This window comes from Proteus mirabilis ATCC 29906, from assembly GCF_000160755.1.
Taxonomy (GTDB): Bacteria; Pseudomonadota; Gammaproteobacteria; order Enterobacterales; family Enterobacteriaceae; genus Proteus; species Proteus mirabilis.
This window is the reverse complement of the sequence record NZ_GG668578.1, coordinates 161,562-186,926: the sequence shown is the minus strand read 5'-3', so window position 1 is coordinate 186,926 and position 25,365 is coordinate 161,562. Positions and strand designations below refer to the sequence as shown.

24 protein-coding genes are annotated in these 25,365 nt (G+C 36.9%); 17 read left to right on the top strand and 7 right to left on the bottom strand.

Translation table 11 applies throughout. The features are described 5' to 3' along the window. Position 1: 1 nt before the first annotated feature. From HMPREF0693_RS08990 to fbaA, 5 genes are all read left to right on the top strand, one after another. Positions 2-448, top strand: a complete 447-nt coding sequence (locus HMPREF0693_RS08990; protein WP_004244957.1) for a ParB N-terminal domain-containing protein — start codon at positions 2-4, stop codon at positions 446-448. Positions 449-784: 336 nt separating this feature from the next. After that, positions 785-2,779, top strand: coding sequence for a transketolase (tkt, locus tag HMPREF0693_RS08985; RefSeq protein ID WP_004244955.1), 1,995 nt, complete (start codon positions 785-787; stop codon positions 2,777-2,779). Positions 2,780-3,037: 258 nt separating this feature from the next. Further along, positions 3,038-4,057 (top strand): erythrose-4-phosphate dehydrogenase, encoded by a 1,020-nt coding sequence (gene epd / locus HMPREF0693_RS08980; RefSeq protein WP_004244954.1) that lies wholly within the window; start codon positions 3,038-3,040, stop codon positions 4,055-4,057. A 102-nt stretch (positions 4,058-4,159) separates the two neighbouring features. Continuing rightward, complete coding sequence (gene pgk / locus HMPREF0693_RS08975) at positions 4,160-5,323, top strand: phosphoglycerate kinase (protein WP_004247314.1); 1,164 nt, start codon at positions 4,160-4,162, stop codon at positions 5,321-5,323. A 64-nt stretch (positions 5,324-5,387) separates the two neighbouring features. Continuing rightward, entirely contained in the window at positions 5,388-6,467 is a 1,080-nt protein-coding gene (gene fbaA / locus HMPREF0693_RS08970; RefSeq protein ID WP_004244952.1) for a class II fructose-bisphosphate aldolase, read from the top strand. Between the two features lie 90 nt (positions 6,468-6,557). Here fbaA and HMPREF0693_RS08965 read toward each other — a convergent pair whose 3' ends face one another. From HMPREF0693_RS08965 to hpaC, 3 genes are all read right to left on the bottom strand, one after another. After that, on the bottom strand, positions 6,558-6,770 hold the full coding sequence (locus HMPREF0693_RS08965) for a TM2 domain-containing protein (RefSeq protein WP_004244951.1): 213 nt from the start codon (positions 6,768-6,770) through the stop codon (positions 6,558-6,560). Positions 6,771-7,036: 266 nt separating this feature from the next. Beyond that, positions 7,037-8,515 (bottom strand): dipeptide/tripeptide permease DtpB, encoded by a 1,479-nt coding sequence (gene dtpB, locus HMPREF0693_RS08960; protein WP_004244950.1) that lies wholly within the window; start codon positions 8,513-8,515, stop codon positions 7,037-7,039. 623 nt (positions 8,516-9,138) lie between these two features. Beyond that, positions 9,139-9,657 carry a 4-hydroxyphenylacetate 3-monooxygenase, reductase component gene (gene hpaC / locus HMPREF0693_RS08955; RefSeq protein ID WP_004244949.1) on the bottom strand — a complete coding sequence of 173 codons (519 nt, stop codon included), beginning with the start codon at positions 9,655-9,657 and terminating at the stop codon, positions 9,139-9,141. Positions 9,658-9,764: 107 nt separating this feature from the next. Here hpaC and HMPREF0693_RS08950 point away from each other — a divergent pair, with 107 nt between their 5' ends. Next, the gene (locus tag HMPREF0693_RS08950; protein WP_004244948.1) at positions 9,765-9,956 is read left to right on the top strand and encodes a hypothetical protein; all 192 of its coding nucleotides are present in this window, start codon (positions 9,765-9,767) and stop codon (positions 9,954-9,956) included. Positions 9,957-10,233: 277 nt separating this feature from the next. Then, entirely contained in the window at positions 10,234-10,671 is a 438-nt protein-coding gene (gene hpaR, locus HMPREF0693_RS08945) for a homoprotocatechuate degradation operon regulator HpaR (protein WP_004244947.1), read from the top strand. A 70-nt stretch (positions 10,672-10,741) separates the two neighbouring features. On the opposite strand, the gene betT is transcribed toward hpaR, so the two are convergent. Together betT and HMPREF0693_RS08935 are read right to left on the bottom strand one after the other, a co-directional pair. Continuing rightward, entirely contained in the window at positions 10,742-12,745 is a 2,004-nt protein-coding gene (betT, locus tag HMPREF0693_RS08940; RefSeq protein WP_004244946.1) for a choline BCCT transporter BetT, read from the bottom strand. A 368-nt stretch (positions 12,746-13,113) separates the two neighbouring features. Next, entirely contained in the window at positions 13,114-13,749 is a 636-nt protein-coding gene (locus HMPREF0693_RS08935) for a hypothetical protein (protein WP_004247317.1), read from the bottom strand. A 279-nt stretch (positions 13,750-14,028) separates the two neighbouring features. On the opposite strand from HMPREF0693_RS08935, the gene HMPREF0693_RS08930 reads away from it, so the two are divergent. Beyond that, the gene (locus HMPREF0693_RS08930) at positions 14,029-14,703 is read left to right on the top strand and encodes a DUF421 domain-containing protein (RefSeq protein ID WP_004244944.1); all 675 of its coding nucleotides are present in this window, start codon (positions 14,029-14,031) and stop codon (positions 14,701-14,703) included. 82 nt (positions 14,704-14,785) lie between these two features. Here the strand turns inward: HMPREF0693_RS08930 and rnz are convergent, their stop codons facing one another. Further along, complete coding sequence (rnz, locus tag HMPREF0693_RS08925) at positions 14,786-15,703, bottom strand: ribonuclease Z (protein ID WP_023843513.1); 918 nt, start codon at positions 15,701-15,703, stop codon at positions 14,786-14,788. 1,247 nt (positions 15,704-16,950) lie between these two features. Here rnz and HMPREF0693_RS08920 point away from each other — a divergent pair. The 9 genes from HMPREF0693_RS08920 (at position 16,951) to HMPREF0693_RS08885 (ending at position 24,006) form a co-directional block, all read left to right on the top strand. Next, a complete protein-coding gene (locus tag HMPREF0693_RS08920) occupies positions 16,951-17,478 on the top strand; it encodes a fimbrial protein (RefSeq protein ID WP_004244940.1) in 528 nt (175 codons plus the stop codon). Positions 17,479-17,717: 239 nt separating this feature from the next. Further along, positions 17,718-20,345, top strand: a complete 2,628-nt coding sequence (locus HMPREF0693_RS08915) for an outer membrane usher protein (protein WP_004244939.1) — start codon at positions 17,718-17,720, stop codon at positions 20,343-20,345. Between the two features lie 48 nt (positions 20,346-20,393). Beyond that, the gene (locus HMPREF0693_RS08910) at positions 20,394-21,152 is read left to right on the top strand and encodes a fimbria/pilus periplasmic chaperone (RefSeq protein WP_004244938.1); all 759 of its coding nucleotides are present in this window, start codon (positions 20,394-20,396) and stop codon (positions 21,150-21,152) included. Between the two features lie 11 nt (positions 21,153-21,163). Continuing rightward, positions 21,164-21,718: a fimbrial protein gene (locus HMPREF0693_RS08905; protein ID WP_004244937.1), complete on the top strand. Its 555-nt coding sequence runs from the start codon at positions 21,164-21,166 to the stop codon at positions 21,716-21,718. A 13-nt stretch (positions 21,719-21,731) separates the two neighbouring features. Beyond that, positions 21,732-22,250 (top strand): fimbrial protein, encoded by a 519-nt coding sequence (locus HMPREF0693_RS08900; RefSeq protein WP_004244936.1) that lies wholly within the window; start codon positions 21,732-21,734, stop codon positions 22,248-22,250. A gap of 10 nt (positions 22,251-22,260) precedes the next feature. Then, complete coding sequence (locus HMPREF0693_RS08895) at positions 22,261-22,797, top strand: fimbrial protein (protein WP_004244935.1); 537 nt, start codon at positions 22,261-22,263, stop codon at positions 22,795-22,797. A gap of 18 nt (positions 22,798-22,815) precedes the next feature. Then, the gene (locus tag HMPREF0693_RS19520; RefSeq protein ID WP_004244934.1) at positions 22,816-23,010 is read left to right on the top strand and encodes an MrpH family fimbial adhesin; all 195 of its coding nucleotides are present in this window, start codon (positions 22,816-22,818) and stop codon (positions 23,008-23,010) included. Next, positions 23,000-23,665 carry an MrpH family fimbial adhesin gene (locus tag HMPREF0693_RS19515; RefSeq protein ID WP_428829689.1) on the top strand — a complete coding sequence of 222 codons (666 nt, stop codon included), beginning with the start codon at positions 23,000-23,002 and terminating at the stop codon, positions 23,663-23,665. The genes HMPREF0693_RS19520 and HMPREF0693_RS19515 overlap by 11 nt, the downstream gene beginning before the upstream one ends. 20 nt (positions 23,666-23,685) lie before the next feature. After that, entirely contained in the window at positions 23,686-24,006 is a 321-nt protein-coding gene (locus HMPREF0693_RS08885; protein WP_004244929.1) for a helix-turn-helix domain-containing protein, read from the top strand. Positions 24,007-24,570: 564 nt separating this feature from the next. On the opposite strand, the gene mrpI is transcribed toward HMPREF0693_RS08885, so the two are convergent. Beyond that, positions 24,571-25,137, bottom strand: coding sequence for a phase variation DNA invertase MrpI (gene mrpI / locus HMPREF0693_RS08880; protein WP_004247323.1), 567 nt, complete (start codon positions 25,135-25,137; stop codon positions 24,571-24,573). Positions 25,138-25,365: the final 228 nt, after the last annotated feature.

The following is a 25,365-nucleotide window of genomic DNA, read 5'->3' as shown; positions in this document are numbered from 1 at the left end:
TATGGAGTATGATGTCGTGTTATATCCCATTGCCTTGCTCCGTCCTTCAGAAGAAGTCAACATGGCTCATGTTGAAGCTTTAACTAAGGAAATAGTCCGTTGCCAAAGATGGACAACACCTATACCCATTGAAAAAGAGACCGGAATTATTATGGACGGTAATCATAGGTATCAAGTCGCTCATCATCTTGCTCTCACTTATATTCCTTGTGTGTTGCTTGATTACACTGATACACGCATAACTGTGTATGATTGGCAGAATGGACGAGCGTTTAGCCCATTAAGAATAAGGGAGCAGATATTAAAGCAAGGTAATATTTTCCCTTATAAAACTACTCGACATCTATTTTCTCCAAGCCTTCCGGCCGTTAATTTTCCGCTTGAACAGTTAGTTGAAAAAATAGCTAGTAATCATCTGAATGTTTTCAAGTTAGGTGTTGGTAGGTGACCATTAACAGTGGGAAAATTAAATAGCTTAGTATTTATTTGATTTGATGGATAAAACAGCAACGTAATTTTAGCTTGATTAGTCGTATCAAGCTAAGGTTTAATAAGATACTTCTTAATTGCGCAAATAAAAGTCATTTTTCATTTTTGTTGCGCAACAATGTGGTGGTGTAATGTTATTTTCCGCGTTTATCGTAATAAATGCTGTTTAAATCAAAGAATTATTGATTTTCACTGATTACGATAGCCACCTTTGTGGATTTTTTATATTGCGGTTTTTTGCCCGCATTGAGAGAATCAGCTATCTAGATGCTTTTTATCCGACTTGGAGTAGAAAATGACCACTCGTAAAACCCTTGCAAATGCGATCCGTTTTTTAAGCATGGATGCAGTGCAAAAAGCCAAATCAGGGCACCCTGGTGCACCTATGGGCATGGCTGATATTGCAGAAGTATTATGGCGTGATTTTTTAAATCATAATCCAACTAATCCTCACTGGGCAGATCGTGACCGTTTTGTTTTATCTAACGGCCATGCTTCAATGCTGATTTATAGCTTATTACATCTGTCTGGTTATCAAGTTTCTTTAGATGATCTAAAAAATTTCCGTCAGCTGCATTCTAAAACACCGGGTCACCCAGAATATGGTTATACCCCAGGTGTTGAAACTACCACGGGTCCTTTAGGTCAAGGGATTGCTAACGCAGTAGGTTTTGCGATCGCAGAACGCACATTAGCGGCTCAATTTAACCGTCCTGGTCACGATATCGTAGATCACTACACCTACGCCTTTATGGGGGATGGTTGTATGATGGAAGGTATCTCTCACGAAGTATGCTCTTTAGCAGGTACTTTACAGTTAGGTAAACTGATTGCATTTTACGATGACAATGGCATTTCTATTGATGGTAAAGTACATGGTTGGTTTACTGATAATACTGCTGAACGTTTCGAAGCGTATGGCTGGCATGTTATTAGTGGTATTGATGGTCATGATGCAGCGAGTATTAAAGCTGCGATTGAAACCGCACAACAAATTACTGATAAGCCTTCACTGTTAATTTGCAAAACCACTATTGGTTTTGGTTCTCCTCATAAAGCAGGTACTGCCGATTCTCACGGTTCACCATTAGGTGATGCAGAAATTGCAGAAACTCGTAAAGCTCTGGGCTGGGAGTATGGTCCTTTTGAAATTCCACAAGAGATCTACAAAGAGTGGGATGCTAAAGAAGCTGGTAAAGCAAAAGAAGCTGCGTGGGACGCTAAATTTGCTGAGTATGCAGCACAATTCCCTGAATTAGCAGCTGAATTTAAACGTCGTATGTCTGGCGAATTACCTGCAAATTGGGAAAAAGAGTCAACAGCCTTTATTGAACAGTTGCAACATAACCCAGCGAGTATTGCTAGCCGTAAAGCATCACAAAATACATTAGAAGCGTTTGGTAAAGTTTTACCTGAGTTTATGGGTGGCTCTGCTGACCTTGCACCAAGTAACTTAACTATGTGGTCTGGCTCTAAAGCATTAAATGAAGATAAAGCCGGTAACTACATCCATTATGGTGTTCGCGAATTCGGTATGTCTGCCATTATGAATGGTATTGCATTACACGGTGGTTTTGTTCCTTACGGCGCTACCTTCCTGATGTTTATGGAATATGCACGTAATGCGGTACGTATGGCTGCACTGATGAAAATCCGCAGTATCTTTGTTTATACCCATGACTCTATCGGTTTAGGTGAAGATGGTCCTACTCACCAACCTGTTGAGCAAATGGCAAGTCTGCGTGTAACACCAAATATGAGTACATGGCGCCCATGTGACCAAGTTGAGTCAGCAGTAGCATGGAAATACGCTGTTGAGCGTAAAGATGGTCCAACTGCGCTCATCTTCTCTCGTCAAAACCTTGCTCAACAGCCACGTACTCCAGAGCAACTGGCTAATATCGAGAAGGGTGGTTATATCCTGAAAGATTGTGACGGTACACCTGAACTTATCTTTATTGCTACGGGTTCTGAAGTTGAATTAGCTGTTAATGCTTACGATCAATTAACAGCAGAAGGCCGTAAAGTCCGTGTGGTTTCAATGCCAGCAACAGATGCATTTGATAAACAAGATGCTGATTATCGTGAAGCAGTATTACCTGCAGCGGTTAAAGCTCGTGTTGCTATTGAAGCGGGTATCGCGGATTACTGGTTTAAATATGTTGGTCTTGATGGTGTGATTGTCGGTATGCATAGCTTCGGTGAATCTGCTCCTGCAAACGAACTGTTTGCTGAGTTTGGTTTTACTGTTGAAAATGTGGTTACACAGGCAAAAACTCTACTTAAATAATCAATAAATGTTAACAAGAGCACATTTTTGGGAATAATTTCTCAGATGTGCTCTTTTTTTATGCTTCCCCCTTTTTTTGCTATTGCGATTTTCTCTCATTTCTCGTAATCTGAATACCAATAAGCTGAACCGTTTCAGTTGTACTAAAAATGTCGGTGACCGCACATTTTTTAGTTTTACTTGATTTATCGTTGTTGATTAGTCAATTGCTCGATTATTCTAGGCGGTTGCATAATTACGAGTTATCAAGGAAGTTACATGACAATTAGAGTTGCTATTAACGGTTTTGGTCGAATAGGGCGTAATGTGTTAAGAGCGCTTTATGAATCTGGAAAGCGGGCTGAAATAAGCGTTGTTGCAATAAATGAATTGGCTGATGCGACAGGTATTGCTCATTTGCTTAAATATGACTCAAGCCATGGTCGTTTTGCTTGGGATATTCGTGTTAATAATGACTTATTGCAAGTAGGTGATGATGCAATCCGTCTTTTCCATCATGCCGATATTGCAGACTTACCTTGGGGTGAGTTAGGTATTGATGTGGTACTTGATTGTAGTGGCGTTTATGGATCTCGTGCCGATGGTGAGGCGCATATTGCTCAAGGGGCAAAGAAAGTGCTCTTTTCTCATCCGGGAACGATAGATCTTGATGCTACGGTGGTATTCGGTGTTAATCAACATGAACTGAAAAAACAGCACCGCATCGTCTCTAATGCCTCTTGTACCACAAATTGTATTATCCCGATTATTAAAATGATGGATGATGCTTTTGGTATAGAGTCAGGTACAGTGACGACAATCCATGCTGCGATGAATGATCAACCTGTTATTGATGCATATCATAAAGATTTACGTCGTACACGAGCCGCAGGACAATCGATTATTCCGGTTGATACCAAATTAGCTGCCGGTATTACACGGATTTTCCCGAAATTTAAAGATCATTTCGAGGCAATTTCTGTACGAGTTCCTACAATTAATGTGACAGCAATTGATTTAAGTGTCACGGTAAAAAATGCTGTAAATGTGTTAGATGTCAATAAGTTAATTCAAAAATCAGCAACTGGCGCATTTCGTGGTATAGTGGATTACACAGAATTGCCATTAGTCTCAACAGATTTTAACCACGACCCTCATAGTGCCATTGTTGATGGTACACAAACTAGAGTCAGTGGGCAGCATCTGATTAAAACGTTAGTCTGGTGTGATAATGAATGGGGCTTTGCTAACCGAATGCTTGATACGACGTTAGCTATGGCTGCAACTGGTTTTAAATAATCATGTATTAATGACGGTACTCAGCAATAGCACATTATGTGATAATGCGCGGTACTGAACAGAAGATTACTAAATTTTAGAGAATCAATGAGAGGATTCATCATGTCTGTAATTAAGATGACCGATTTAGACCTGGCCGGTAAACGAGTACTAATTCGTGCTGACCTGAACGTTCCAGTGAAAGATGGAAAAGTAACTTCAGATGCACGTATTCGTGCTTCATTACCGACTATTGAAGCGGCTTTAAAACAAGGCGCTAAAGTTATGGTAACTTCACACTTAGGCCGTCCTACTGAAGGTGAGTACAACGAAGAGTTCTCTTTAAAACCAGTTGTTGACTATCTGAAAGAGAAATTATCTGCACCCGTTAGCCTAGCAAAAGACTATTTAAACGGTGTTGATGTTAATGCAGGTGAATTAGTTGTACTTGAAAACGTCCGTTTTAATAAAGGCGAAAAGAAAGACGACGAAACGCTGTCTAAACAATATGCTGCATTATGTGATGTCTTTGTCATGGATGCATTCGGTACGGCTCACCGTGCTCAAGCGTCAACACACGGTGTTGCTAAGTTTGCGGATATCGCTTGCGCGGGTCCTCTGTTATCAGCAGAGCTTGAAGCATTAGGCAAAGCATTAGATAAACCAGAGCGTCCAATGGTGGCTATCGTTGGTGGCTCTAAAGTATCTACTAAATTAACAGTTTTAGATTCATTATCAAAAATTGCTGACCAATTAATCGTTGGTGGTGGTATTGCTAACACCTTTATCGCAGCAGAAGGTCATTCTGTAGGTCGTTCATTATATGAAGCAGACCTTGTTGACGATGCGAAAAAATTAATGGAAAAATGCGATATTCCAGTACCAACAGATGTCCGTGTCGCGACAGAATTCTCAGAAACAGCGCCAGCTGTACTGAAATCAGCAAATGACATCAAAGATGATGAACAAGTATTAGATATCGGTGATGTGACGGCTGAACGTTTAGCTGAAATCCTGAAAAACGCCAAAACCATTCTGTGGAATGGCCCTGTGGGTGTCTTTGAATTCCCTAACTTCCGTAAAGGTACTGAAGTGATTGCTAAAGCGATTGCTGATAGTGATGCTTTCTCTATCGCTGGCGGTGGTGATACATTAGCGGCTATCGATTTATTTGATATCGCAGATAAAATCTCTTACATTTCAACCGGTGGTGGTGCTTTCTTAGAATTCGTAGAAGGTAAAAAACTTCCTGCGGTTGCTATGCTGGAAGAACGCGCTAAACAGTAATTAAGTCACGCTCATACAGGTAGAGTGTAAAACTCTGCCTGTTCCAAATATAGGATCTTATTACATGTCTAAAGTTTTTGATTTCGTAAAACCGGGTGTCATCACTGGTGATGATGTACAAAAAGTATTTGCAGTAGCAAAAGAAAATAATTTTGCTCTGCCTGCAGTTAACTGCGTAGGTACAGACTCAATTAATGCTGTATTAGAAGCAGCTGCGAAAGTGCGTTCTCCTGTTATTGTTCAATTCTCTAATGGTGGTGCTGCATTTATCGCAGGTAAAGGTCTTAAAGCTGAAGCGCCACAACAAGCGGCTATCCTAGGGGCTATTTCTGGTGCTCACCATGTACACCAAATGGCAGAATACTATGGTGTTCCTGTTATTTTACACACTGACCACTGTGCGAAAAAACTGTTACCTTGGATTGATGGTCTGTTAGATGCAGGTGAAAAACACTATGCGAAAACAGGTAAACCACTATTCTCTTCTCATATGATTGACTTATCAGAAGAGTCATTAGAAGAAAATATTGAAATCTGTTCTAAATATTTAGCGCGTATGGCTAAAATCGATATGACTTTAGAAATCGAATTAGGCTGTACTGGTGGTGAAGAAGATGGCGTTGATAACACAGGTATGGATAGCTCTGCGCTATATACCCAACCTGAAGACGTTGCTTACGCTTATGAAAAACTAAATGCTATCAGCCCACGTTTCACTATCGCTGCATCATTTGGTAATGTTCACGGCGTTTATAAACCAGGTAACGTTCAATTAACACCAAAAATTCTTCGTAACTCACAAGACTATGTGTCAGAGAAATACAATCTGCCACACAATAGCTTAAACTTTGTTTTCCACGGTGGTTCTGGTTCATCTGCAGAAGAAATCAAAGAAGCTGTAAGCTACGGTGTTGTTAAAATGAATATCGATACCGATACTCAATGGGCAACTTGGGACGGTATCTTACAGTTCTACAAAAAGAACGAAGGCTATTTACAAAGCCAATTAGGTAATCCAGAAGGCGCTGATAAACCTAACAAGAAATACTATGATCCACGTAACTGGTTACGTCATGGTCAAACATCAATGGTTGTTCGTTTAGAGCAAGCATTTAAAGAGCTAAATGCGATTGATGTTCTGTAATACAATTTTATTGTAATACACCTAAAAAACCCGCTTAGTATGCGGGTTTTTTGTTGGTTGTTAGCACTAGGTACGATGGTATTGGGCTATTTAGTTTCGGTTATATTTGTCATTAAAGGTTTGGTCTGAAATACACAGATAATAAATTCCTTCAATAAAACCGATAATAGCGGGTATCCCCGTCCAGCAAAAAATGAGATATAAAATCCCCATTCCTACTTTACGAAGATAGAATTTATGTATTCCTAGCCCACCAAGAAAAATAGCTAATAATGCGGCTGCTAGCTTATTTTTATCATTCATTAATATCTGCTCCTATTACCAATCATTGGTTTTTAATCATGAATATTGATTATTAGACAATGCTAAATATTGTCAGTTTCAATTAAAGGTACTATTTATAAGATAGATTAAAACCAGAAAAAAGAAAAAAAGAGAAGATCACTAATCATAAATAATAAAAGATTAAGGTTGTAGAAGATTTAATCGCTAAGCGTTTTTATAAGAGATAAAAAAGCGCCTTTCTAGGCGCTTTGTCTGTGATAAGCAAAGGTGTTTGCTTATTTTATTTACTTAATCATTTTACTCTCTTCTTTCATCATGCGGTTTAGTAAAGGTACTGTTGCCCACATAATCAAGCCAACCACTAAGGTAACGATACCGATTTTGCCAAACACATCAGTATAAATAGGCAGTGTTTGTAGTGGATCGGTAATACCTTCAGGTGGGGCGGTAAAGGTTGCTACATGGCCTCCTAACAGGTAAGCCGTCGCTTGTGTTAAGAACCACATACCTAAAATAAAGCCCATCATATATTGCGGTACAAAAGCGGCAATCATCGCTAAGCCTAATGCACTGATCATCAATTCCCCTAGACTTTGGAAGAGATAAATCAGTACAACAAACCAAGGTGATGTTAAACCTTGAGCATCAGCAAACCACATACCTGAAGCGGCAGCGGTTAGGAAGCCTAATGAGCATAAAAGCATACCTGTGGTAAATTTTGCCGGCATGGATAAATCTTTGCCTTTCGCGCCAAAATGGCTATAAGCCATTGCTAAGATAGGGCTGGCAATAATGATCCAAAATGGATTTAATGCTTGGAAACTCACCGGGTTAATATCAAAGCCTAACAGGGTATGGTGAACATTATGGATAGCAAAGAAGTTAAGTGAGGTTGGCATCTGAGCGTAGAGAATATAGAAAATAACAGCTTCTAACATCAGAACAAATGCAACATACATTTTATTACGTGCTACTCTGTCTTTTTGTTTAAAGGCTTCACGAAAATAAATGATAACCACAACAATAGACAAGCTGATTAAAACGATGTTAGCAATCATCACATTGTGCAACAACCATGCACAAATAAAGACCATAGCGACAGAGCCTGCAATAACTAATAGCAGTTTGTTGAAATTCATTGGCAGGTGATCTGGCTCAGAACCAATATTCACGACCATTTTACGGCAGAAAAAATAGACCAATATGGCCATTATTAAGCCGATACCACAAATATTATAAGTCAGCGCATAGCCGTAGCGATCGGCAAGAACGGGGGCAATAGATAAGGAGATTAATGAACCAACATTAATCGACATATAAAATAGTGTAAATGCACCATCAAGACGGGGATCTTTAGGTTTATAGCATTTAGCTAATAGGCTTGCTGGATTTGCTTTAAATAAACCGTTACCTACTGCGATAGTGGCTAAAGCATAAAAGATTAAATTAGGATACATAATTGACATGCCGGTCATAAAATAACCGATAGCCAATACGATAGCCCCTAAAACAATGGTTCGTTTAGTACCTAATAGATGGTCACCAACATAACCACCAATAGAAATAAGCCCATAAACTAATGCGGAGAATGCACCAAAAGTAATAAAAGCTTGTTCTTGAGAGAATCCGAGTTTACTAACAAAATAAACGGCAAGAATACCTTGTACGCCGTAGTAACCAAAACGTTCCCATAATTCCACAAAGAAAATCATAAAGAATGGTTTAGGCTGTTGTAATAAACCGACTTTAGCGGGTTTATCCATATCTTTAATGCCCCTAATTATTATTTATTTTCAACAACGATGCTATTTACTCAAATTCACGATGAATGTTACACCCTGATAACATTATCTGTTGTATTTAGAGTGATGTTTGCAAATTTAAGATGGTGATCAGTAAGTCCGGTAGACTAATATATTGATAGAATGACTTCTCAAAGGTTGATCACACTGTTAGTAAGATTAATACCAGATTGAAAAAAATAGTCATTAATTTATTTTCAATTAAAGCGATTTAATTGATCTTTGGTATAAATAATCACCAAAAAGAGCCTGTTTTGTTTATATTTTAAGCTTAATAAAGCTGATAAAATATAAGCATAAAAATAGAGTGGAAGGGTTATTTATATCGTGACTAATTGATTTTCTAAAGAAAAAGTTTTCTTATAATTTTAATAATTTCTTTTATAACAAACAGATGTTAAAAATAGTTTAATAAAACGCTGATAGCTCTATTTTAGGATAAAGTGAAATAAATATGCATGAAGTGCGGGTAATTATTTAAAATTTAACAAAGGTAATAAAAACGCCTTTATTAATAATGAAGGATTTAAATTGATACCCTCTTCAAAATAATAAAGTGCGTTTTTGTTTTTAATATTAGCTAATTAAGCGGTGGTTGGGACTAATTTATGTTTAACAGGATGGAAGCGACGCTTAAAATAAATTAAGCCATCGCCATCTTCTCGAACCGCAATATTTTTTATCTCTGCCATATAAACAAAGTGAGTACCTACTTGGCGTACATCGTAAATATCACCTTCTAGGCTAGCGAGTGCATTGGTTAATATCGGTTGCTGTAATGCGCCATATTGCCATCCTGGTTGGGTAAAGCGATCAGCCATTGCCAGACCTGTCATACCGGCAAAATGGCAAGCCATCTCTTCTTGTTCATGATTTAAAATATTGATACTTAATTTGCCATTTTCTTGAAACGTACTATTCATTTGGCTTTTACTATTGATGCAAATCATCACTGTCGGTGGAGTATCGGTAACTGAACATACAGCTGTTGCTGTTAAACCACAGCATCCTGCATCACCATTAGTTGCGACAATATTAACGGCAGCACCTAAGCTTGCCATTGCATCCCGAAAAAGTGGGTTAGCCTGTTTTTCATCAGACATTTTTTACTCCTACTGCCAGACTTCTCATCTGTGGGCGTCTTCACTTAAAATAACCATTAGTTAGAAAATCAGAATTTATCTAACTAGTGCCGCTTCACAAAGTTGTAATGATCTTGCTGATTTCTTTGCTGTGTGAATTTAAAGCCGTAACGCTACCTCGCATTAGCCAAGAGATCAATCTTTCTTTGTTACAACCTGTTAACTTTATCTCAAAAAGTCGTGAGACAACCTTATCGCTGGTTGTTATTATTCCTAATAAGTCAAGAAAAGCGATAGGTAAATCAGGTGATTTAGCCTAGTTTGCTGATAAATAACACGAAATGACACATATTATCCTGTTATTTTTTGGGGATATTACGCGGTTTTGTCTGAGAAAAGTACTAAGGTCATCAATTGCTAAAATAGCCTAAAATGTTAGAAATTGAGTCAAGTTTATTTATTTGTTAATATGATTAATTGTAATAAAAAGTCTATTCTTAGAATATTATTCATTTATAACTATAACGAGTTATAATTTTCACCGGCTAGATTGAGTGATTTTTCATCAATTTATCTATCAATAAAGAGCTTCTGATTATGCATGAGTCATTAACAATCGCGCTATTGCAAGCACGGGAATCTGCGATGGGATTTTTTCGCCCCGTTCTTAAAGAGCATAATCTGACAGAGCAGCAGTGGCGGATCATCCGAGTTCTTGCTGATAAGCGCTCTATCGATTTTCACGAATTAGCACAAAAAACCTGTATCCTGCGTCCAAGTTTGACAGGTATTTTGATTAGAATGGAAAGAGATGAGCTAATTTGTCGATTAAAACCAGTGAGTGATCAACGTAAATTATTCGTTTCTCTATCAACCAATGGGCAAAATTTATATGATAAAATCCAGCCTAAGATAGAAGAAGGGTATCAATTACTCGAACAAAAGTTTTCTACAGAAAAACTGCAACATTTGTCTATCTTACTGAAAGAACTGATAGCGTTAAATCCAGAAAATAGTCATTCAACTGAAAAATAACATGTGTGCACCAAGAAAAAAGAGATGATGTTATACCATCATCTCTTTTGTTTTTATGTAATAGGTGAAATTACCTTTTACCTAATACGTGTAAGAAGTGAATATGTTTTTCATACTGATCGAGAATGTCATGAATAATTTGTTCTTTTGTCCAGCCCATGACATCGTAATCTTGCCCACCTTCTTTGAGATGAATTTCAGCGCGATAGTATTTATGCTCTTCATCTTTTTCTTCATCTGTTAAGCCGGCTAGCGCGAAAGCGGGTTGAGTATAGAATCGTAATCGTACTTCATAAAAGAAGTTCATATCCTCACCTAAGTCCACTTCAAAGCCGATGCGATCTTCTTCTTCGTCATGGATATAGCATTGAATACCTTGTTTGCTTAATTCAGCCGACACCATTTCCATGGAAGGATTAACGACTTCTTCCATAAAACGTTTTACATGTGAACGTTTAGGAAAATAAGCAATATTTCTTAATCGACGTTGCCAAGGAATAGGATTACGGCTAGCCGGTGGGGCGATAGTCGTCATCTGTTGGCTATCTCGCTTATAAACATCCACTCGCAATGCCTTAATTAATCCATAAATTGATGCCAATAGCACGATGGCAAATGGTAACGCACTGGCAATGGTGACAGTTTGTAATGCTGATAAACCTCCTGCCAATAACAAGGTAATGGCTGAAATACCCATTAATGCAGCCCAGAAGATACGTTGCCATACAGGGGTTTCTGAATCTCCTCCTGACGCTAGGGTATCAACCACCATTGCACCGGAGTCTGCTGAGGTGACAAAAAAGACAATGACCATCAGCATTGCGACAAAGGAAAGCACTGATGAGAATGGAAAATAATTTAAGAATTCAAACAGTGCTAATGACACATCTTGTTGTACTATATTCGCAAGAACTTCTGCACCTTTATCTTTAATTAAATAGATAGCGGTATTACCAAAGACAGTCATCCAAAGTAAGGTAAAGCCAGCTGGAACAAAGAGTACGCCGACAACAAACTCACGAATAGTACGACCACGGGAGATCCGTGCAATAAACATACCGACAAAAGGCGACCACGATAACCACCAGCCCCAATAAAGCAGTGTCCATCCACCTAACCAATCACTTGATTTTGGCTCGTAGGCATAAAGATTAAACGTTTTACTCACTATTTCTGATAAATAGCCCCCTGTATTTTCAACAAACGATTTTAAAATCAATACAGTAGGGCCAAGAATAATGACTAATAAAAGAAGAATAACGGCTAAACCAAGGTTAAGCTCGGATAAAAAACGGATACCTTTTTCTAATCCAGAGACAACCGAAATAGTAGCAAGCCCGGTGATAACAACAATTAAAACCACTTGCACGGTTGGATTAATTGGAATATCGAATAGATGGTTTAAACCGGCATTAACTTGTAGAACACCAAAACCCAGTGAAGTTGCGACACCAAATACGGTGCCCATCACAGCAAAAATATCTACCGCATGCCCAATAGGGCCATAAATACGGTCGCCAATGATAGGATAAAGGGCGGAACGTAACGTTAATGGCAAGCCATGGCGGTAGCTAAAAAACGCCAGAATTAATGCCACGATGGCGTAAATAGCCCAAGCATGTAATCCCCAGTGGAAGAAAGTCAAACGCATAGCTTCTTTGGCGGCTTCAATCGTCTGCGCATCCCCTGTGGGTGGCATTAAATAGTGCATAACGGGTTCTGCGACACCAAAGAACATCAGCCCAATACCCATACCTGCTGAAAACAGCATCGCGAACCAAGCAAAATAGCTAAAATGTGGACGAGCATGATCAGGGCCTAATTTTATTTCGCCAAAGCGCGATAGCCCTAAATAAGTCACACTCAGCAAAACCAATGCTACGGCTAAAATATAAAACCAGCTCGCGTTGGTGAAAAGGTTTTCCTGAAGGTGCCCTAGCTTGTCATTAGCGAGTTCAGGAAATAGCGCTGAAAACCCTACGACGAGCATAATAAGTATTGCGGAGGTGTAAAATACGGGAGGATTAATTTTCATCCTAATTTTTTTTGGTGTGATTTCATTTTGTTGGCTCATAGTTAACCTATTTTTGTTATTTTTCTTAGACAAGACTTTTCGATATTGCAATCTAGCATGTTAGTGGTATCGCTAGGAAAGAAAAGTTTGTAAGAAAATTTGAATAAAACATCAGATGATCTTGAAGCTTTATAAAAGAACGGAAATAAATTATATTTTTCCGTAAGGTGAAGAAAATTACAATTAAATCAATTTATTATCATATGTTTTTAGTCAGCGTCTTGACGCTTTAATAGGTTTCTCCTGTTGAAAAAAGGATAGTATGGTTACATTTTTTGCTTAATCGATCAACTCCTGTTTGTTTTTTGCACAAAAAAAGCCAGTAAAATATTACTGGCTTTTTCAACATCAAAATTTCTGAAATGAAATTATTTATTATCAGCCTTTAGAGAATCAATTTTTTGCTTTGCTTGATCGGTGAGCTCATCGGCTTTATCAAGCGCTTTATCTTTAGTATCTTGCGCTTGCTGTTTTACATCATCACTGGTTTTAGCCGCATCTTCTTTTAGTTGCGCTGCTTTGTCGCTAGCATTTTGTTTTAAGTTATCTGCAGTGGTATTCGCGTTTTGTTTCACTTCTTCTGCTTTACCAGCCAGTTTGTCACTTTCATTATTTAAACTTTGTTTGATTTCATCTGCTTTTGCACTTGCAGAATCTTTTAGTTCATCTGTTTTTTGTGCAATGCTCTCTTTTAATGCATCGGTTTTTTGATCGGCTTGTGCTTTAAGCTCTGCAGCTTTATCTTCAGCTTGCTCTTTTAGCTTGGCCGCATCTTGTTTTAATTCGTCAGCTGTCGCTGATGCACTCTCTTTTAAATCAGCGGCTTTTTCTTTAGCTTGATCTGTTAATTCTTTTGCTTTGTCTTGAGCCGTTTCATTTACTTGGGTTGCTGTCTCTTTTGCTTTATCAATACCTTCATCCACTTTTTTCGATGAATCATCACAACCTGCTGTAATGGTAACAAGACCTGCTAGAATTAAAGATGCCAGTAATTTTTTGTTCATGTTTCTCTCCAGAGAATGTATCCAAAACATATCGATGATATCTCGCATAACTAGTATTAAAAGCGAGAGGTTATTGAGTTGATATTTTATATATTATCTTAACTCCCAATAAAATAAGTATAGTGAGAGTCTGAAAATCAACAAGGTTAAGTATATTAAGTGATTACCACTAGTCAAATATATTAGATTTGTAAGGTTAATATCTGTCAGATTTCTCTCAATGGTATGTTTTATGCTTTATAATTACAGTGTGAATCGTTTTGCAAAGGTGCTTAAGAAATGGAATATTATCTGCTTGTGGTTATCAAGTTTATTATTGGTTTTACAATAATTTTGGCTCATATGAATATTTCAGGGAAGACACAACTCTCTCAACTAACTCCCATTGATTTTATTGGTAATTTTGTTTTAGGGGGGATTATGGGAGGGGTTATTTACACAGATGCAATCCCGCTTTACCAATATGTTATTGTCTTTTTGATAGGTGTATTTTTTATTTCTTTTCTCAATTATATCAGTAAAAAATTTAATTTTTTCCGAGCAGTAGCGATAGGTAATCCGATCCCGATTATTAAAAAGGGAAGATTTATTATGGAAAACATTACTGAGAAGAAAAATAAGATTGATATTCTTAATATCACCTCTAGGTTACATGCCCAAGGAATTCATTCTTTTCAAGAAGTTAATTATGCTCAAATTGAACCTGATGGACAAATAACGGTAGTGTGTGATGGTGCTAAAATGCCCTCTATCATTATTATGAAAGATGGTGTTATCCGAACTTCTGAACTTGAGCAGATAGAACGAGATGAAAATTGGTTAAACGAAGAGATGAAAAAACAACATATAGATAACCCAGAAGATGTTTTTTTAGCCGAATTTTGGGATGGTAAAGTCAATTTCATTTTGCAAGACGGTAAGATCAAACACGATTTCATTCCGACTGCTGAGTAGCAATATCCTGTGAAAGAATAAAAGCAACGATTAATACTATCTCAAGAGTCGCTATCGTTGCTCTATTTTGATTTAGTATTAGTTAAAGTTTGAATGTCTCAAAATCACTGGCGATTTGTGTATTGTCAAATACAGTATGACATTCCGCTAATAGTTCGGGGGTTTCTTTAGGTGAATAGCGACTACTGATATGGGTAATGATTAGTCGCTTAGCATTCGCCTTTTTGGCTAACTCAGCTGCCTGTATGGTACTTGAATGTCCACGACTATTGGCTTTATCAGCCATGTCATGTTTAAAGGTTGCTTCATGGACAATAACATCGGCATTCTCAGCGAGTTTAACTGCATTAGGCGTTGGTTGTGTATCGCCAAAAATCACAATACAACGGCCTTTGATCTCTGTGCTTAGATAATCTTTTCCATCTATGATCCGTCCATCAGGTAGTGTAACGGTTTTCCCTTGTTTTAATAATTTATACCAAGGGCCTCTAGGGATATTCTCTGCCTCTAGCTTGTCAGCATTGAGTTTACCTGGTTTATTGTCTTCTTCTAGACGATAACCAAAGCAGGGGACAGGATGTGATAATGCGCCACAACTTACACGTATACCTTCTTCTTCAAAAAGAAAACCATCTTGTTCTATTTCAATAATATCTAAAGGGTAAGTGAGATAAGATTGGCTTAATGTAAGGGCTGTTTCTATAAATGCCTTAATGCCTGTAGGCCCATAAATGGTTAACGGGTTTTCTGTGCCCCCCATTGAACGGCTACAGAGTAGTCCGGGTAAACCAAAAATATGATCACCATGTAAATGGGTAATAAAAATCTTATTAATGCGTGATAGCTTTACATGGCTATGTAAGATCTGATGCTGGGTCGCCTCTCCACAATCGAACATCCACAGACTTTTTTGTTTATTTTGTAAATCAAGCACCATACTGGTGACGTTGCGATCTTTAGAAGGTACGCCTGCATTAGTGCCTAAAAAGGTAAGTTCCATAATGAAATCCTGATCTCCATGGTGAATTTTTAACATTCATCTTAATCGTAATGGTATCTAAACTAAATAAAATTCTGCAACTGTGATTAAGATAATCTTCTCACTAAAGTTGATATGAATAATAGTGTGAATAAAAGATAATATACTTTATTTACTAAAATTAAATTTCTCTGATTAACGATTTAAATGTATCTGTTTTTATACAAACAGAATGAATGGGGCATATTCTTAATTTGTTTATTTTTTTTAATAAAGTTTAAAGTTCTTATTGAAAAAATAAAAAAAGTAAAATTTAAATTATGATTTTTTGAGTAAATAAAAAATAAACATATCTTACAAATTGAAATACTTTTTGTGTTTTTTTTACAATTTTAGTTTTTAATTTTTATCTTAAAAAGTTGTTTTGTTAATACAATGTAATGATATTAATTCTGTCTAATCAGAAAATATTCCATTATGAAGGTTTAATTTCTATATAGTTCTTTTTTATTATTTGGTTACAGCATTATTTAATTTTATTATGTCTATTTCTTAGTAAGTTAACGCTTTCAATTTTCTAATTAATTTCTTGTTTTTCATACTGTTAAATTTAACCGCAATATTTCAAAATAACCTTTTAGTTTTAAAATCCATTAAAAATAATTTATTGGTTTTTTATTCTGAAAAATCATCGTTATTGAATAATAAAAGTTATAATATTGTATATTTTTTGTGCTTATATGTAAATTTATGGTTATTTGTTTTTTTGTTATAATATTAAAATAATAAAATTTATTTCTATTTATAAAAATATGTTTCCTTCAATTTTTTACACTTTATATCTAAGTATTTTGTATTTAAAAGTCTATAAATATTCTTTTTATGATGCTATTTTTGGTTTTTTTATCTAATTACTTATTTTGGGGGTAATTATAATTTGCGTAAGATGAAAAAAAATCCAATTAATATCAGTGTATTAATAAATATATATTTAATTAAATTTATCAGGTTTGACTTAAATAAAGTGGCAGAGAATAATAAACCCAACTTGATATGAGCGTTATCTAATTTCGGTTGTTAATTATTATTTATTTTATGTATTGATGATTAATTATAGAGATTAATTTTTACAATATATCAAGATATACCAAATTCATTGCGTATCTTATTCATAAAAGAGAAGTGTATCGCCTGTATGGGATTATTTTTCTTAATTGAATGTTGTTGCTTTTATACTTTATTTAACTTTTATATTTTAGGAAAACAAAATGAAATTAAAAAAACTGCATTTAGTTTTAGGGTTAGGCTTATCTATCATTGCGGGCTCTGCATTAGCGGCAGATCAGGGGCATGGTACTGTTGAATTCTATGGTTCAATTATTGATGCTCCTTGTTCTATCGATCCTGATTCAGGTGCTCAACGTATTCCATTAGGTCAAGTGTCATCTAGCGCACTGAAGGACGGTGGCCGTAGTGCGTCAAAAATGTTTAAAATCAAATTATTACAGTGTTCTACTGAGACATATAAAACAGTCAAAACAACCTTTACCGGTGCTGAAGCTCCTGATGTTTTAGAGGGGGCTTTAGGTATTGAAGGGATCGCCAAAAATGCAGCTGTTGTTATCACCAATGCAGGTGGTGAACAAATCAAATTAGGTCAAGCAAGTGCCGCCCAAACATTGAATGACGGTAACAATGACTTAAATTTTGCCGCTTATTTACAAGGTTCTTCCTCAAAAGCTGCTATTCCTGGTGATTTTACAGCAATAGCCACTTTTGCTTTATCTTATCAATAATAGTCGTCAAATAAAGCTTTGTATAAGGATATACAAGGCTTTGTTAACTGATGAGTTTTCTTATCGTTAGGACACTTTTGTCATCGCGCTAGATATCGATGGTGAGTAATAGTAAAACGCGCTCTTTTTATAAATACAAAAGGATTATCAAACATAGTGATATTTCATCCGTAGGGGCATTACCGATAATTGACTGTTTTGGGCTCGAATATCACTAAATGGATTAGTTAGGTTTACTTATGGCTAAATTATTCAAGACGATTGATTTAAATGTTAAACATAAAAGTAAGCAGTGCAGAGGTCGTTCTGCTACCACACTGATCTATTTCGTGATTATAGGGATGGCAAGTATTGCCAGCGAGTCATTTGCTGTTAGCAAAGATATTGAATTTAACTCAGATATTCTTGACTTAAAAGATCGAGGAAATATTGATTTATCAAGCTTTTCCCGAGCGGGATATATTACTCCTGGCAAGTATGAGTTAATTATTAATATTAATAACAATGAATTAAGTGGAACTTATCGTGTTGACTATATTGTGCCCAAAGATGATCCCAAGGCAAGCGAACCTTGTATCTCACCCATATTAGTTAAGCAGTTTGCACTCAGACCAGAATGGTTAAAAAAGTTAACTTGGAAAGATAAGGGTAATTGCCTTAATGAGGCATCGTTACCAGGTATGAGCCTGAGGACAGATTTAGGTAGTGGGGTTTTTTTTATTACTCTTCCTCAAGCTTATCTAGAGTATTCATCACCGAATTGGGAATCGCCTTCTTTTTGGGACGAAGGTATTGCTGGATTATTGTTTGATTATAACGTTAATGCCAATGTCAGAGCGCCTAGTGATGGCAAGCAGAAACAGCAGATCACCGCAAATGGTACGGCGGGGGCAAATTTAGGTGTTTGGCGTTTTCGGGCAGATTGGCAAGCAAGTTATGAGCACACTACAGGTGTATTGCATAGCACAGAAAATCACTGGAATTGGGATCAATTCTATCTTTATCGAGCGATAACGAAATGGGGCGCCCGTTTAGTCATGGGGGAGACTTACTTACGTTCAAACCTATTAGATAATTTCCGTTTTACGGGAATAAGTTTACTTACGGATGAGCAAATGTTGCCCCCTAATTTACGAGGTTATGCTCCAGAGATCACGGGAGTTGCAAAAACGAATGCAAAAGTCACTGTGAGTCAACAAGGACGGATTATCTATGAGACACAAATCGCGCCTGGGCCATTTCGTATTCAAGATCTGCATGATGCGGTAAGTGGACGCTTGGATGTTCGTATTGAAGAGCAGGACGGAACAATACAAGAATACCAAATTGATACAGCCAATATTCCTTATCTTACAAGACCGGGACGCCTTCAATATAAAGTATCTGCGGGTAAGCCTTCTCGATTAGATCATAAAACTGAAGGGCCTATTTTTGCAATGGGAGAGTTTTCTTGGGGAGTGAATAATGGTTGGTCTCTTTTTGGTGGCACTTTAGTTTCTAAGGATTATAACTCGGCCTCGCTAGGTTTTGGACGAGATCTAATGATGTTAGGTGCTATCTCTTTTGATACGACTCATTCATGGGCAACCTTCGCTAATGAGAATAAACACTATCATGGCAGTTCATATCGAATTAGCTATTCAAAGCGTTTTGAATCTATTGATGGGCAAATCACTTTTGCAGGCTATCGATTCTCTGATCGTCATTTTATGAGTATGGATCAATATTTAGATAGGCGTTATCGCTATGGCGCACAAGAAAATAATAAAGAGCTTTATACCCTTACACTGAGTAAACAATTTCCTCAATGGGGACTTAGTACCTATATAAATTATAACCATCAAAGGTATTGGGATAGACCGAATAACGACTATTACAACTTCTCTTTATCAAAGTATCTCGCTATCGGGAAGTTTAAAAACATTAACATTAGCTTATCCGCTTATCGTAATCGTTTTAATGGCAATCATGACAACGGCGTGTATTTCAACATTAATTTGCCTTGGCGTGATAGAGCAACGATAAGTTATAACTCGGTCATAAATAAAGAAGGTAACTCACATAATGTCAGCTATTTCGATCGCATTGATGATAACAATAATTATCGTCTAAGTGCAGGAGTTAGTAGTCGAGGTAAACCATCGGCGGATGGTTTCTTTACACATTATGGTGATGTTGCTTTAGTAACGGCTTCAGCCAGTCATATTAACGGCGACTATACTTCGGCATCTTTATCTTTCCAAGGTGGGGCAACATTAACCACTAAAGGCGGGGATTTTCACCGTAGCAATATGCCGGGGGCAACCCGTTTGTTAATTGATACTCAAGGTGTTTCTGATGTCCCGGTAAAAAGTCTTAGTGCTATATCTCATACCAATATTTTTGGCAAGGCGGTGATCCCCGATATTAATCACTATTATCGAGGCAGTGCTTCTATCGATCTTAAACAGCTACCAGACAATGTTGAAGCACTACGTTCTATTCATCAATTAACTTTGACTGAAGGCGCTATTGGCTATCGTCAATTTGATGTGATTGCCGGACACAAAGCGATGGCAACAGTACAGTTGGCTGAAGGAGGCGTTCCGCCATTTGCAGCGACAGTAACAACGCTTAATGGTCGAGAATTAGGTGTTTTTAACGACGGTGGAAAGGTTTATTTAAGCGGTATTAATTCAGGCGATGTCTTGTATGTACATTGGGATGGTAAAAACCAATGCCAATTATCCATTCCTAAATTGGCGGATACACAACTGATCACATCACTGCTTTTAACTTGCTTTCAAAGACAGCCGACTATTTCAACATCATTCCTGGAAACAGATAAAACGCAAGCATTACCTCAACATTCATTCCTTAGTAAATAACGCTAAGTAATAACAATAATTGATTAATAGAGAGAAGAGTAATTAAAGATGATGGCATCTAAACATTTATTTATGGTAACTACCACCTTATTAACTGGAATGGTGTTTACGTCGCAAGTTGGTGCGACAATCGCTTTAGATCGTACACGTATTATTTTTAATGGTGCTGATAAATCAGTAAGTCTGAGTATAAGTAATCAAAACAAAGAATTACCTTATTTAGCTCAAGGTTGGCTAGAGAACGAGCAAGGAGAAAAAATAGAAACACCTCTTATTGTATTACCTCCTATTCAGCGTATTGAACCTGGGAATAAGAGCCAAGTGAAAGTGCAATCATTACCTGATATTGCACAACTACCTCAAGATAGAGAGAGTGTTTTTTATTTTAATTTACGTGAGATCCCTCCACGTAGTGATAAACCCAACGTATTACAAATTGCACTACAAACGCGGATAAAATTGTTCTATCGACCAAAATCTATTTATGCCACCCAAACTGATTTAAGTAATCCATGGCAGGAAAAAATTACCTTAACAAAGCAGGGGGAGAGTTATGTTGTGCATAATCCCACACCCTATTATATCACTATTGTTGATGGTCTAACGGATCTGAAAGGGAAAAGCTTAGAAGGATTTACCCCTATCATGGTAGCGCCTCGAGGGCAGGAAAAACTCAATTTAACGGTTTCTACGCTGGGGGCTTCTCCGGTATTAAGTTACATCAATGATTACGGTGGTCGTCCAAGATTGAAATTTAGCTGCGATAGTCGTGAATGTAAGGTGATAGAAACAGACCAAGGAAATTAATAGGTATATTTATGAAACAGCAGATTAATAAAAATAGTCTTGTATCAATATTGGTACTATTGAGCTTTTTTATCACAACAAATGTAACTGCTGTGACACCAGTTTTGTCAAGTACGGGACTATCACAAAATTCGCCTATTACACCTATTTATCCGATCCCTATCAATATAAAAGGGTACGTTATCGCTCACCCTCCTTGCATGATCAATGAGGGCAAAACGGTAGAAGTGAATTTCGGTGATGTGCTAAGTACACGAGTTGATGGCTTAAATTACAAACGTCTAGTTGATTATCATCCAAGTTGTGAACAAATGCCCATTAATACACTAAAACTTTCTGTCGAGGGGAATGGTACTTTTTTTGATGCCAATGCATTAATGACCAATATTACCGGATTAGGTATACGTATTTTGTATCAAAATAAACCACTTAAGTTAGGGCAGGCAATTAATTTTACTTATCCCGATTTCCCTGTATTGGAAGCGGTGCCTGTGCGTGATTTTTCTACTCTTCTTGTGGGAGGAGACTTTTCTACCACAGCGACATTGCGCATGGAATATCAGTGAGGAGATAACGGGAATGTTTAATAAACAGAGGATATTCTTTTTCATAACGTTACTTTCATCATTTTCATTAATGGCTGATGAGACGGCAAATAAGGCGACAATCACTAACAGCGAAAATAATTTGAGATTATTTGGCACACTATTTATTCCCCCTCCTTGTGTGATCCAAAACAATGACATGATTGATGTTAATTTTGGTCACCAACTGGGAACGAGTCGCATCGATGGCATTAATTATACAAAGACCGTCAATTACACGTTGCAGTGTGAAGAAAATGCAAAAGGTTGGGCATTAGGTTTATCCATTATCGGCTCTGCAAGCCAATTTGATGCGGCTGCTTTACAAACCAATATAACGGATTTAGCCGTACATCTCACGATAGATAGTGAGCCATTTATTTTAAATAAACGGTTTGTTATTACCTCTGATAAACCGCCGATTATTTTAGCTGTGCCTGTAAAAAAATCAGGAAGTACCTTAACAAAAGGTGCATTTGAGGCAACAGCAACGCTACTTGCTGAATATCAATAGGAGTATCGGGATGATATTACAAAGATTATCTCTGAGTACTGCAATCTTTGCCGCTGTGATAGCTATGGCTAATGCTGATCCTAATATGCGTTTTCATGGTGAGTTAATTGATGAGCCATGTGTAATAAAACCCGGTGATGAAATTATTGTCATCACGCTGGATAAAGTGACTGATAGTGCTTTTTACAATGGAGTAGAAAGAACTAAAAGCCAGCAATTTGAGATCCATCTATCGGAGTGCGATCTCTCTATGAATAACAAAGTTTCCATCACATTTAAAGGTGATGAAAATAAGGCGATGGCAGGGAAAGGTTTTCTAGCATTGAGTCCAATAAGTCGAGCCTCTGGTATTGCTATTGGTCTAGAAGATAGCGATGGAGTCCTCTTACCCATTAATCAGCCATCAAAAAATATGGCTTTACTTTCAACTAATAACACATTGAGGCTTAGTGCTTTTATACAAGCAGAACCTACCGCAATTGCTAATCAATCAATAAAACGGGGGCCTTTTAGCGCCATTGCTACATTCCATTTAAATTATGACTAATGTTGACTTGAGGTTTATATGCTTATACCTAAGCGCCAATTAATCTTTTACTTATTTACTAGCATGTTGATATATCCAGCTTCCTCTATAGCCGCTATTTTTTCTTATATTACAGAATCAAAACCAGTAGGTAATGAGGGGACAGGGGCTGATTACACTTTTATTATCCAACGTTGGGATCCCGAGCCACCAACGGCTTTAAATCCTTGTTAATAAAAAAAAACCTTGTTATATAACCATAAATCATCGTCATCAGCCTAACCAGTCTGGAGGTTCAGCGACCAGAACTATTTTAAGTGATGGGCATAAATATCGAAGAATGGAAGATCTACGTATTGCTGTTATGAAAGAATTAGGAGGATTCCCTTATGGCCCAGGAGTTGCCATTCATCGATATGTTGATACATCAACCATACAAGAGTGCGTTGGTATATTTTATCAGCCAAATGCTTATGGTTTTGCTGAAGATGGCTATTTATTACCGGGTTCTATTTGTGCAATTGCTCCCCCTCCTGTTGGACATTGTGATGTGTTAGCCCATTCTGTTGAGTTGGATTACGGCAATGTGGGGGAAAATGAATTAGACAATGCGGTTCGTTCTCAAACTGTGAATGTGACGTGTAATCGTGATGTCTCTTTACAGGTTGTTGCAACAGGAATGAATAATCGTCAAGTCCCACTACGTAATGACAATAGCTTATATGCTGATTTATATATTAATGATAAATCTGGCGAAGAGGGAGAGGCTATCTTTGTCGCTAAAGGCAAAATGGTTTCTATACAAGTGAGTTCTAAATTGAGAACCAATGGACATGTTGCTCCAGGGTATTTTTCTGGCTCTGGCGCGTTGATTCTAACGTTACCATAATAATAAAAGGTTGAAATATCATGGTGAAATATCGTCGTGCAAATATTGATGTCAATGCACTGGTAGGTAAGCGCATACAAAAAAGGCGTAAAGAGTTAGGTTACACAGGTAGCCAATTGGCGGCAAAACTAGGGGTTAGCCAACAACAATTCTCACGCTATGAGCGGGGGTTAAACAAAATAGATCTTACTTATCTAGTGCTATTAGCTAAGTTCTTAAACACACCCATTTACTGGTTTTTTGAGGACTGTATTACTTCAACGTCGGTCAAAAGTGGCAAACCGCTAAGTCGACGAAGCAATCTTTTAGCCAAAAAAGCACTAGACGCATTTCTGTATTAACCTTTACCTCTTACAAGAAAAAGTCCTTAAATAAGCAACCTATTTAGGTCAGGCTAAGGGGATGTTTTCCCTTAATGATCGCTATAGCGATATTGACTGTCGAGTTATGTTGCACTCATTAGGCTTGCAATCACTATCCCTAAGCGAGCTTAGATGGGTAGTGATTGCTTTATGAGCATTATAAATGTGTAGAAAGAGACGAAAAAATCAGAATTAATTGTATTTTGAATATATCTCTTATACTAAGTTAAATTATTAATGATAAATCTTTTTAATGTTTTTCTGTGGGTAAATGGATACCTTCTAAGATAGAGTCTATTGGAATAAAAATGATTATATTTCAAAAAAAATTAGTACACCAAATATGACCGGGTTTATTAAAATCAAGTATCATTAATTAATTCTTTATTAAGATTACTATCGTGATTATTTATATTAAATGATATAATTTTTAATATAAATCCTAATTTGAATTAAAAAGAAAAAAATATCTATATTCTTATTGTAAAATAAAACGTACTCAATTATTGATATTAACTTTTTAAGTAATCTATTAATAAAGAACTATTGTGAGTTTCGCGTTTCCCACATATTGATAAATCGTTTTGAGTTACTTGCTGTATAAATAACCGTATGGGAAATATTACGATGGCCTAAATAGTCTTGAATTAAACGTGTATCTCTGCCTAAATCCGCCAGTGCGTAGCCACAGGCGTGGCGTAACATATGAGGGTGTGGACTAATAGAAACATTGGCTTTTTTACCTAAACGGCGTAATAGCCCATAAACTTGTTGACGGGAAATGGGGCCCGTTTTTTGTGATAAAAATACCCATTCAGAATCTGATTCTCTCCAGTTTTCTCTACTTTTCAACCAGTTGCATAAGGCTTCATATTCCTCATCAATAATAGGTTGTGTTGTTGAAAGCCCACCTTTTAAACGCCTGACATAGAGTATTCTACTTTCTAGATCAATATCGCTTAATGTTAAATTACATAGTTCGCTAACACGAAAACCATGTAAAAAACACATTAAAAACATACAGTAATCTCTTTCGGGATACCTACCTTCCTTAGCTTGCTTTAAAATAGCATTCACTTCAAAACGTGTAAGAAATTTACGTTGCTTCATTTTCGTAACCTTTTCAATTAGATAATAAACAACAAAAGTCAGTTGCAGCATCACTATAGCAAGTAATATGCATCAATAAAGGGTTGTGTTTTTTTTATACTTTCTTTTTTACTCGTTAATTTTAAACAAGTTTATTGAAAGTTTGCCAATTTTTAGAAAACGAAAACCATTGATAGGTAAGAGAAAGGAGAATAGCAGATGATATTTACACCTATTTAGAGAAACAAT

Excerpts from the sequence above, each read along its gene's own strand:
- HMPREF0693_RS08990 (WP_004244957.1), top strand. The coding sequence starts at position 2 with ATGGAGTATGATGTCGTGTTATATCCCATTGCCTTGCTCCGTCCTTCA.
- tkt (WP_004244955.1), top strand. The coding sequence starts at position 785 with ATGACCACTCGTAAAACCCTTGCAAATGCGATCCGTTTTTTAAGCATG.
- epd (WP_004244954.1), top strand. The coding sequence starts at position 3,038 with ATGACAATTAGAGTTGCTATTAACGGTTTTGGTCGAATAGGGCGTAAT.
- pgk (WP_004247314.1), top strand. The coding sequence starts at position 4,160 with ATGTCTGTAATTAAGATGACCGATTTAGACCTGGCCGGTAAACGAGTA.
- fbaA (WP_004244952.1), top strand. The coding sequence starts at position 5,388 with ATGTCTAAAGTTTTTGATTTCGTAAAACCGGGTGTCATCACTGGTGAT.
- HMPREF0693_RS08965 (WP_004244951.1), bottom strand. The coding sequence starts at position 6,770 with ATGAATGATAAAAATAAGCTAGCAGCCGCATTATTAGCTATTTTTCTT.
- dtpB (WP_004244950.1), bottom strand. The coding sequence starts at position 8,515 with ATGGATAAACCCGCTAAAGTCGGTTTATTACAACAGCCTAAACCATTC.
- hpaC (WP_004244949.1), bottom strand. The coding sequence starts at position 9,657 with ATGTCTGATGAAAAACAGGCTAACCCACTTTTTCGGGATGCAATGGCA.
- HMPREF0693_RS08950 (WP_004244948.1), top strand. The coding sequence starts at position 9,765 with ATGATCTTGCTGATTTCTTTGCTGTGTGAATTTAAAGCCGTAACGCTA.
- hpaR (WP_004244947.1), top strand. The coding sequence starts at position 10,234 with ATGCATGAGTCATTAACAATCGCGCTATTGCAAGCACGGGAATCTGCG.
- betT (WP_004244946.1), bottom strand. The coding sequence starts at position 12,745 with ATGAGCCAACAAAATGAAATCACACCAAAAAAAATTAGGATGAAAATT.
- HMPREF0693_RS08935 (WP_004247317.1), bottom strand. The coding sequence starts at position 13,749 with ATGAACAAAAAATTACTGGCATCTTTAATTCTAGCAGGTCTTGTTACC.
- HMPREF0693_RS08930 (WP_004244944.1), top strand. The coding sequence starts at position 14,029 with ATGGAATATTATCTGCTTGTGGTTATCAAGTTTATTATTGGTTTTACA.
- rnz (WP_023843513.1), bottom strand. The coding sequence starts at position 15,703 with ATGGAACTTACCTTTTTAGGCACTAATGCAGGCGTACCTTCTAAAGAT.
- HMPREF0693_RS08920 (WP_004244940.1), top strand. The coding sequence starts at position 16,951 with ATGAAATTAAAAAAACTGCATTTAGTTTTAGGGTTAGGCTTATCTATC.
- HMPREF0693_RS08915 (WP_004244939.1), top strand. The coding sequence starts at position 17,718 with ATGGCTAAATTATTCAAGACGATTGATTTAAATGTTAAACATAAAAGT.
- HMPREF0693_RS08910 (WP_004244938.1), top strand. The coding sequence starts at position 20,394 with ATGATGGCATCTAAACATTTATTTATGGTAACTACCACCTTATTAACT.
- HMPREF0693_RS08905 (WP_004244937.1), top strand. The coding sequence starts at position 21,164 with ATGAAACAGCAGATTAATAAAAATAGTCTTGTATCAATATTGGTACTA.
- HMPREF0693_RS08900 (WP_004244936.1), top strand. The coding sequence starts at position 21,732 with ATGTTTAATAAACAGAGGATATTCTTTTTCATAACGTTACTTTCATCA.
- HMPREF0693_RS08895 (WP_004244935.1), top strand. The coding sequence starts at position 22,261 with ATGATATTACAAAGATTATCTCTGAGTACTGCAATCTTTGCCGCTGTG.
- HMPREF0693_RS19520 (WP_004244934.1), top strand. The coding sequence starts at position 22,816 with ATGCTTATACCTAAGCGCCAATTAATCTTTTACTTATTTACTAGCATG.
- HMPREF0693_RS08885 (WP_004244929.1), top strand. The coding sequence starts at position 23,686 with ATGGTGAAATATCGTCGTGCAAATATTGATGTCAATGCACTGGTAGGT.
- mrpI (WP_004247323.1), bottom strand. The coding sequence starts at position 25,137 with ATGAAGCAACGTAAATTTCTTACACGTTTTGAAGTGAATGCTATTTTA.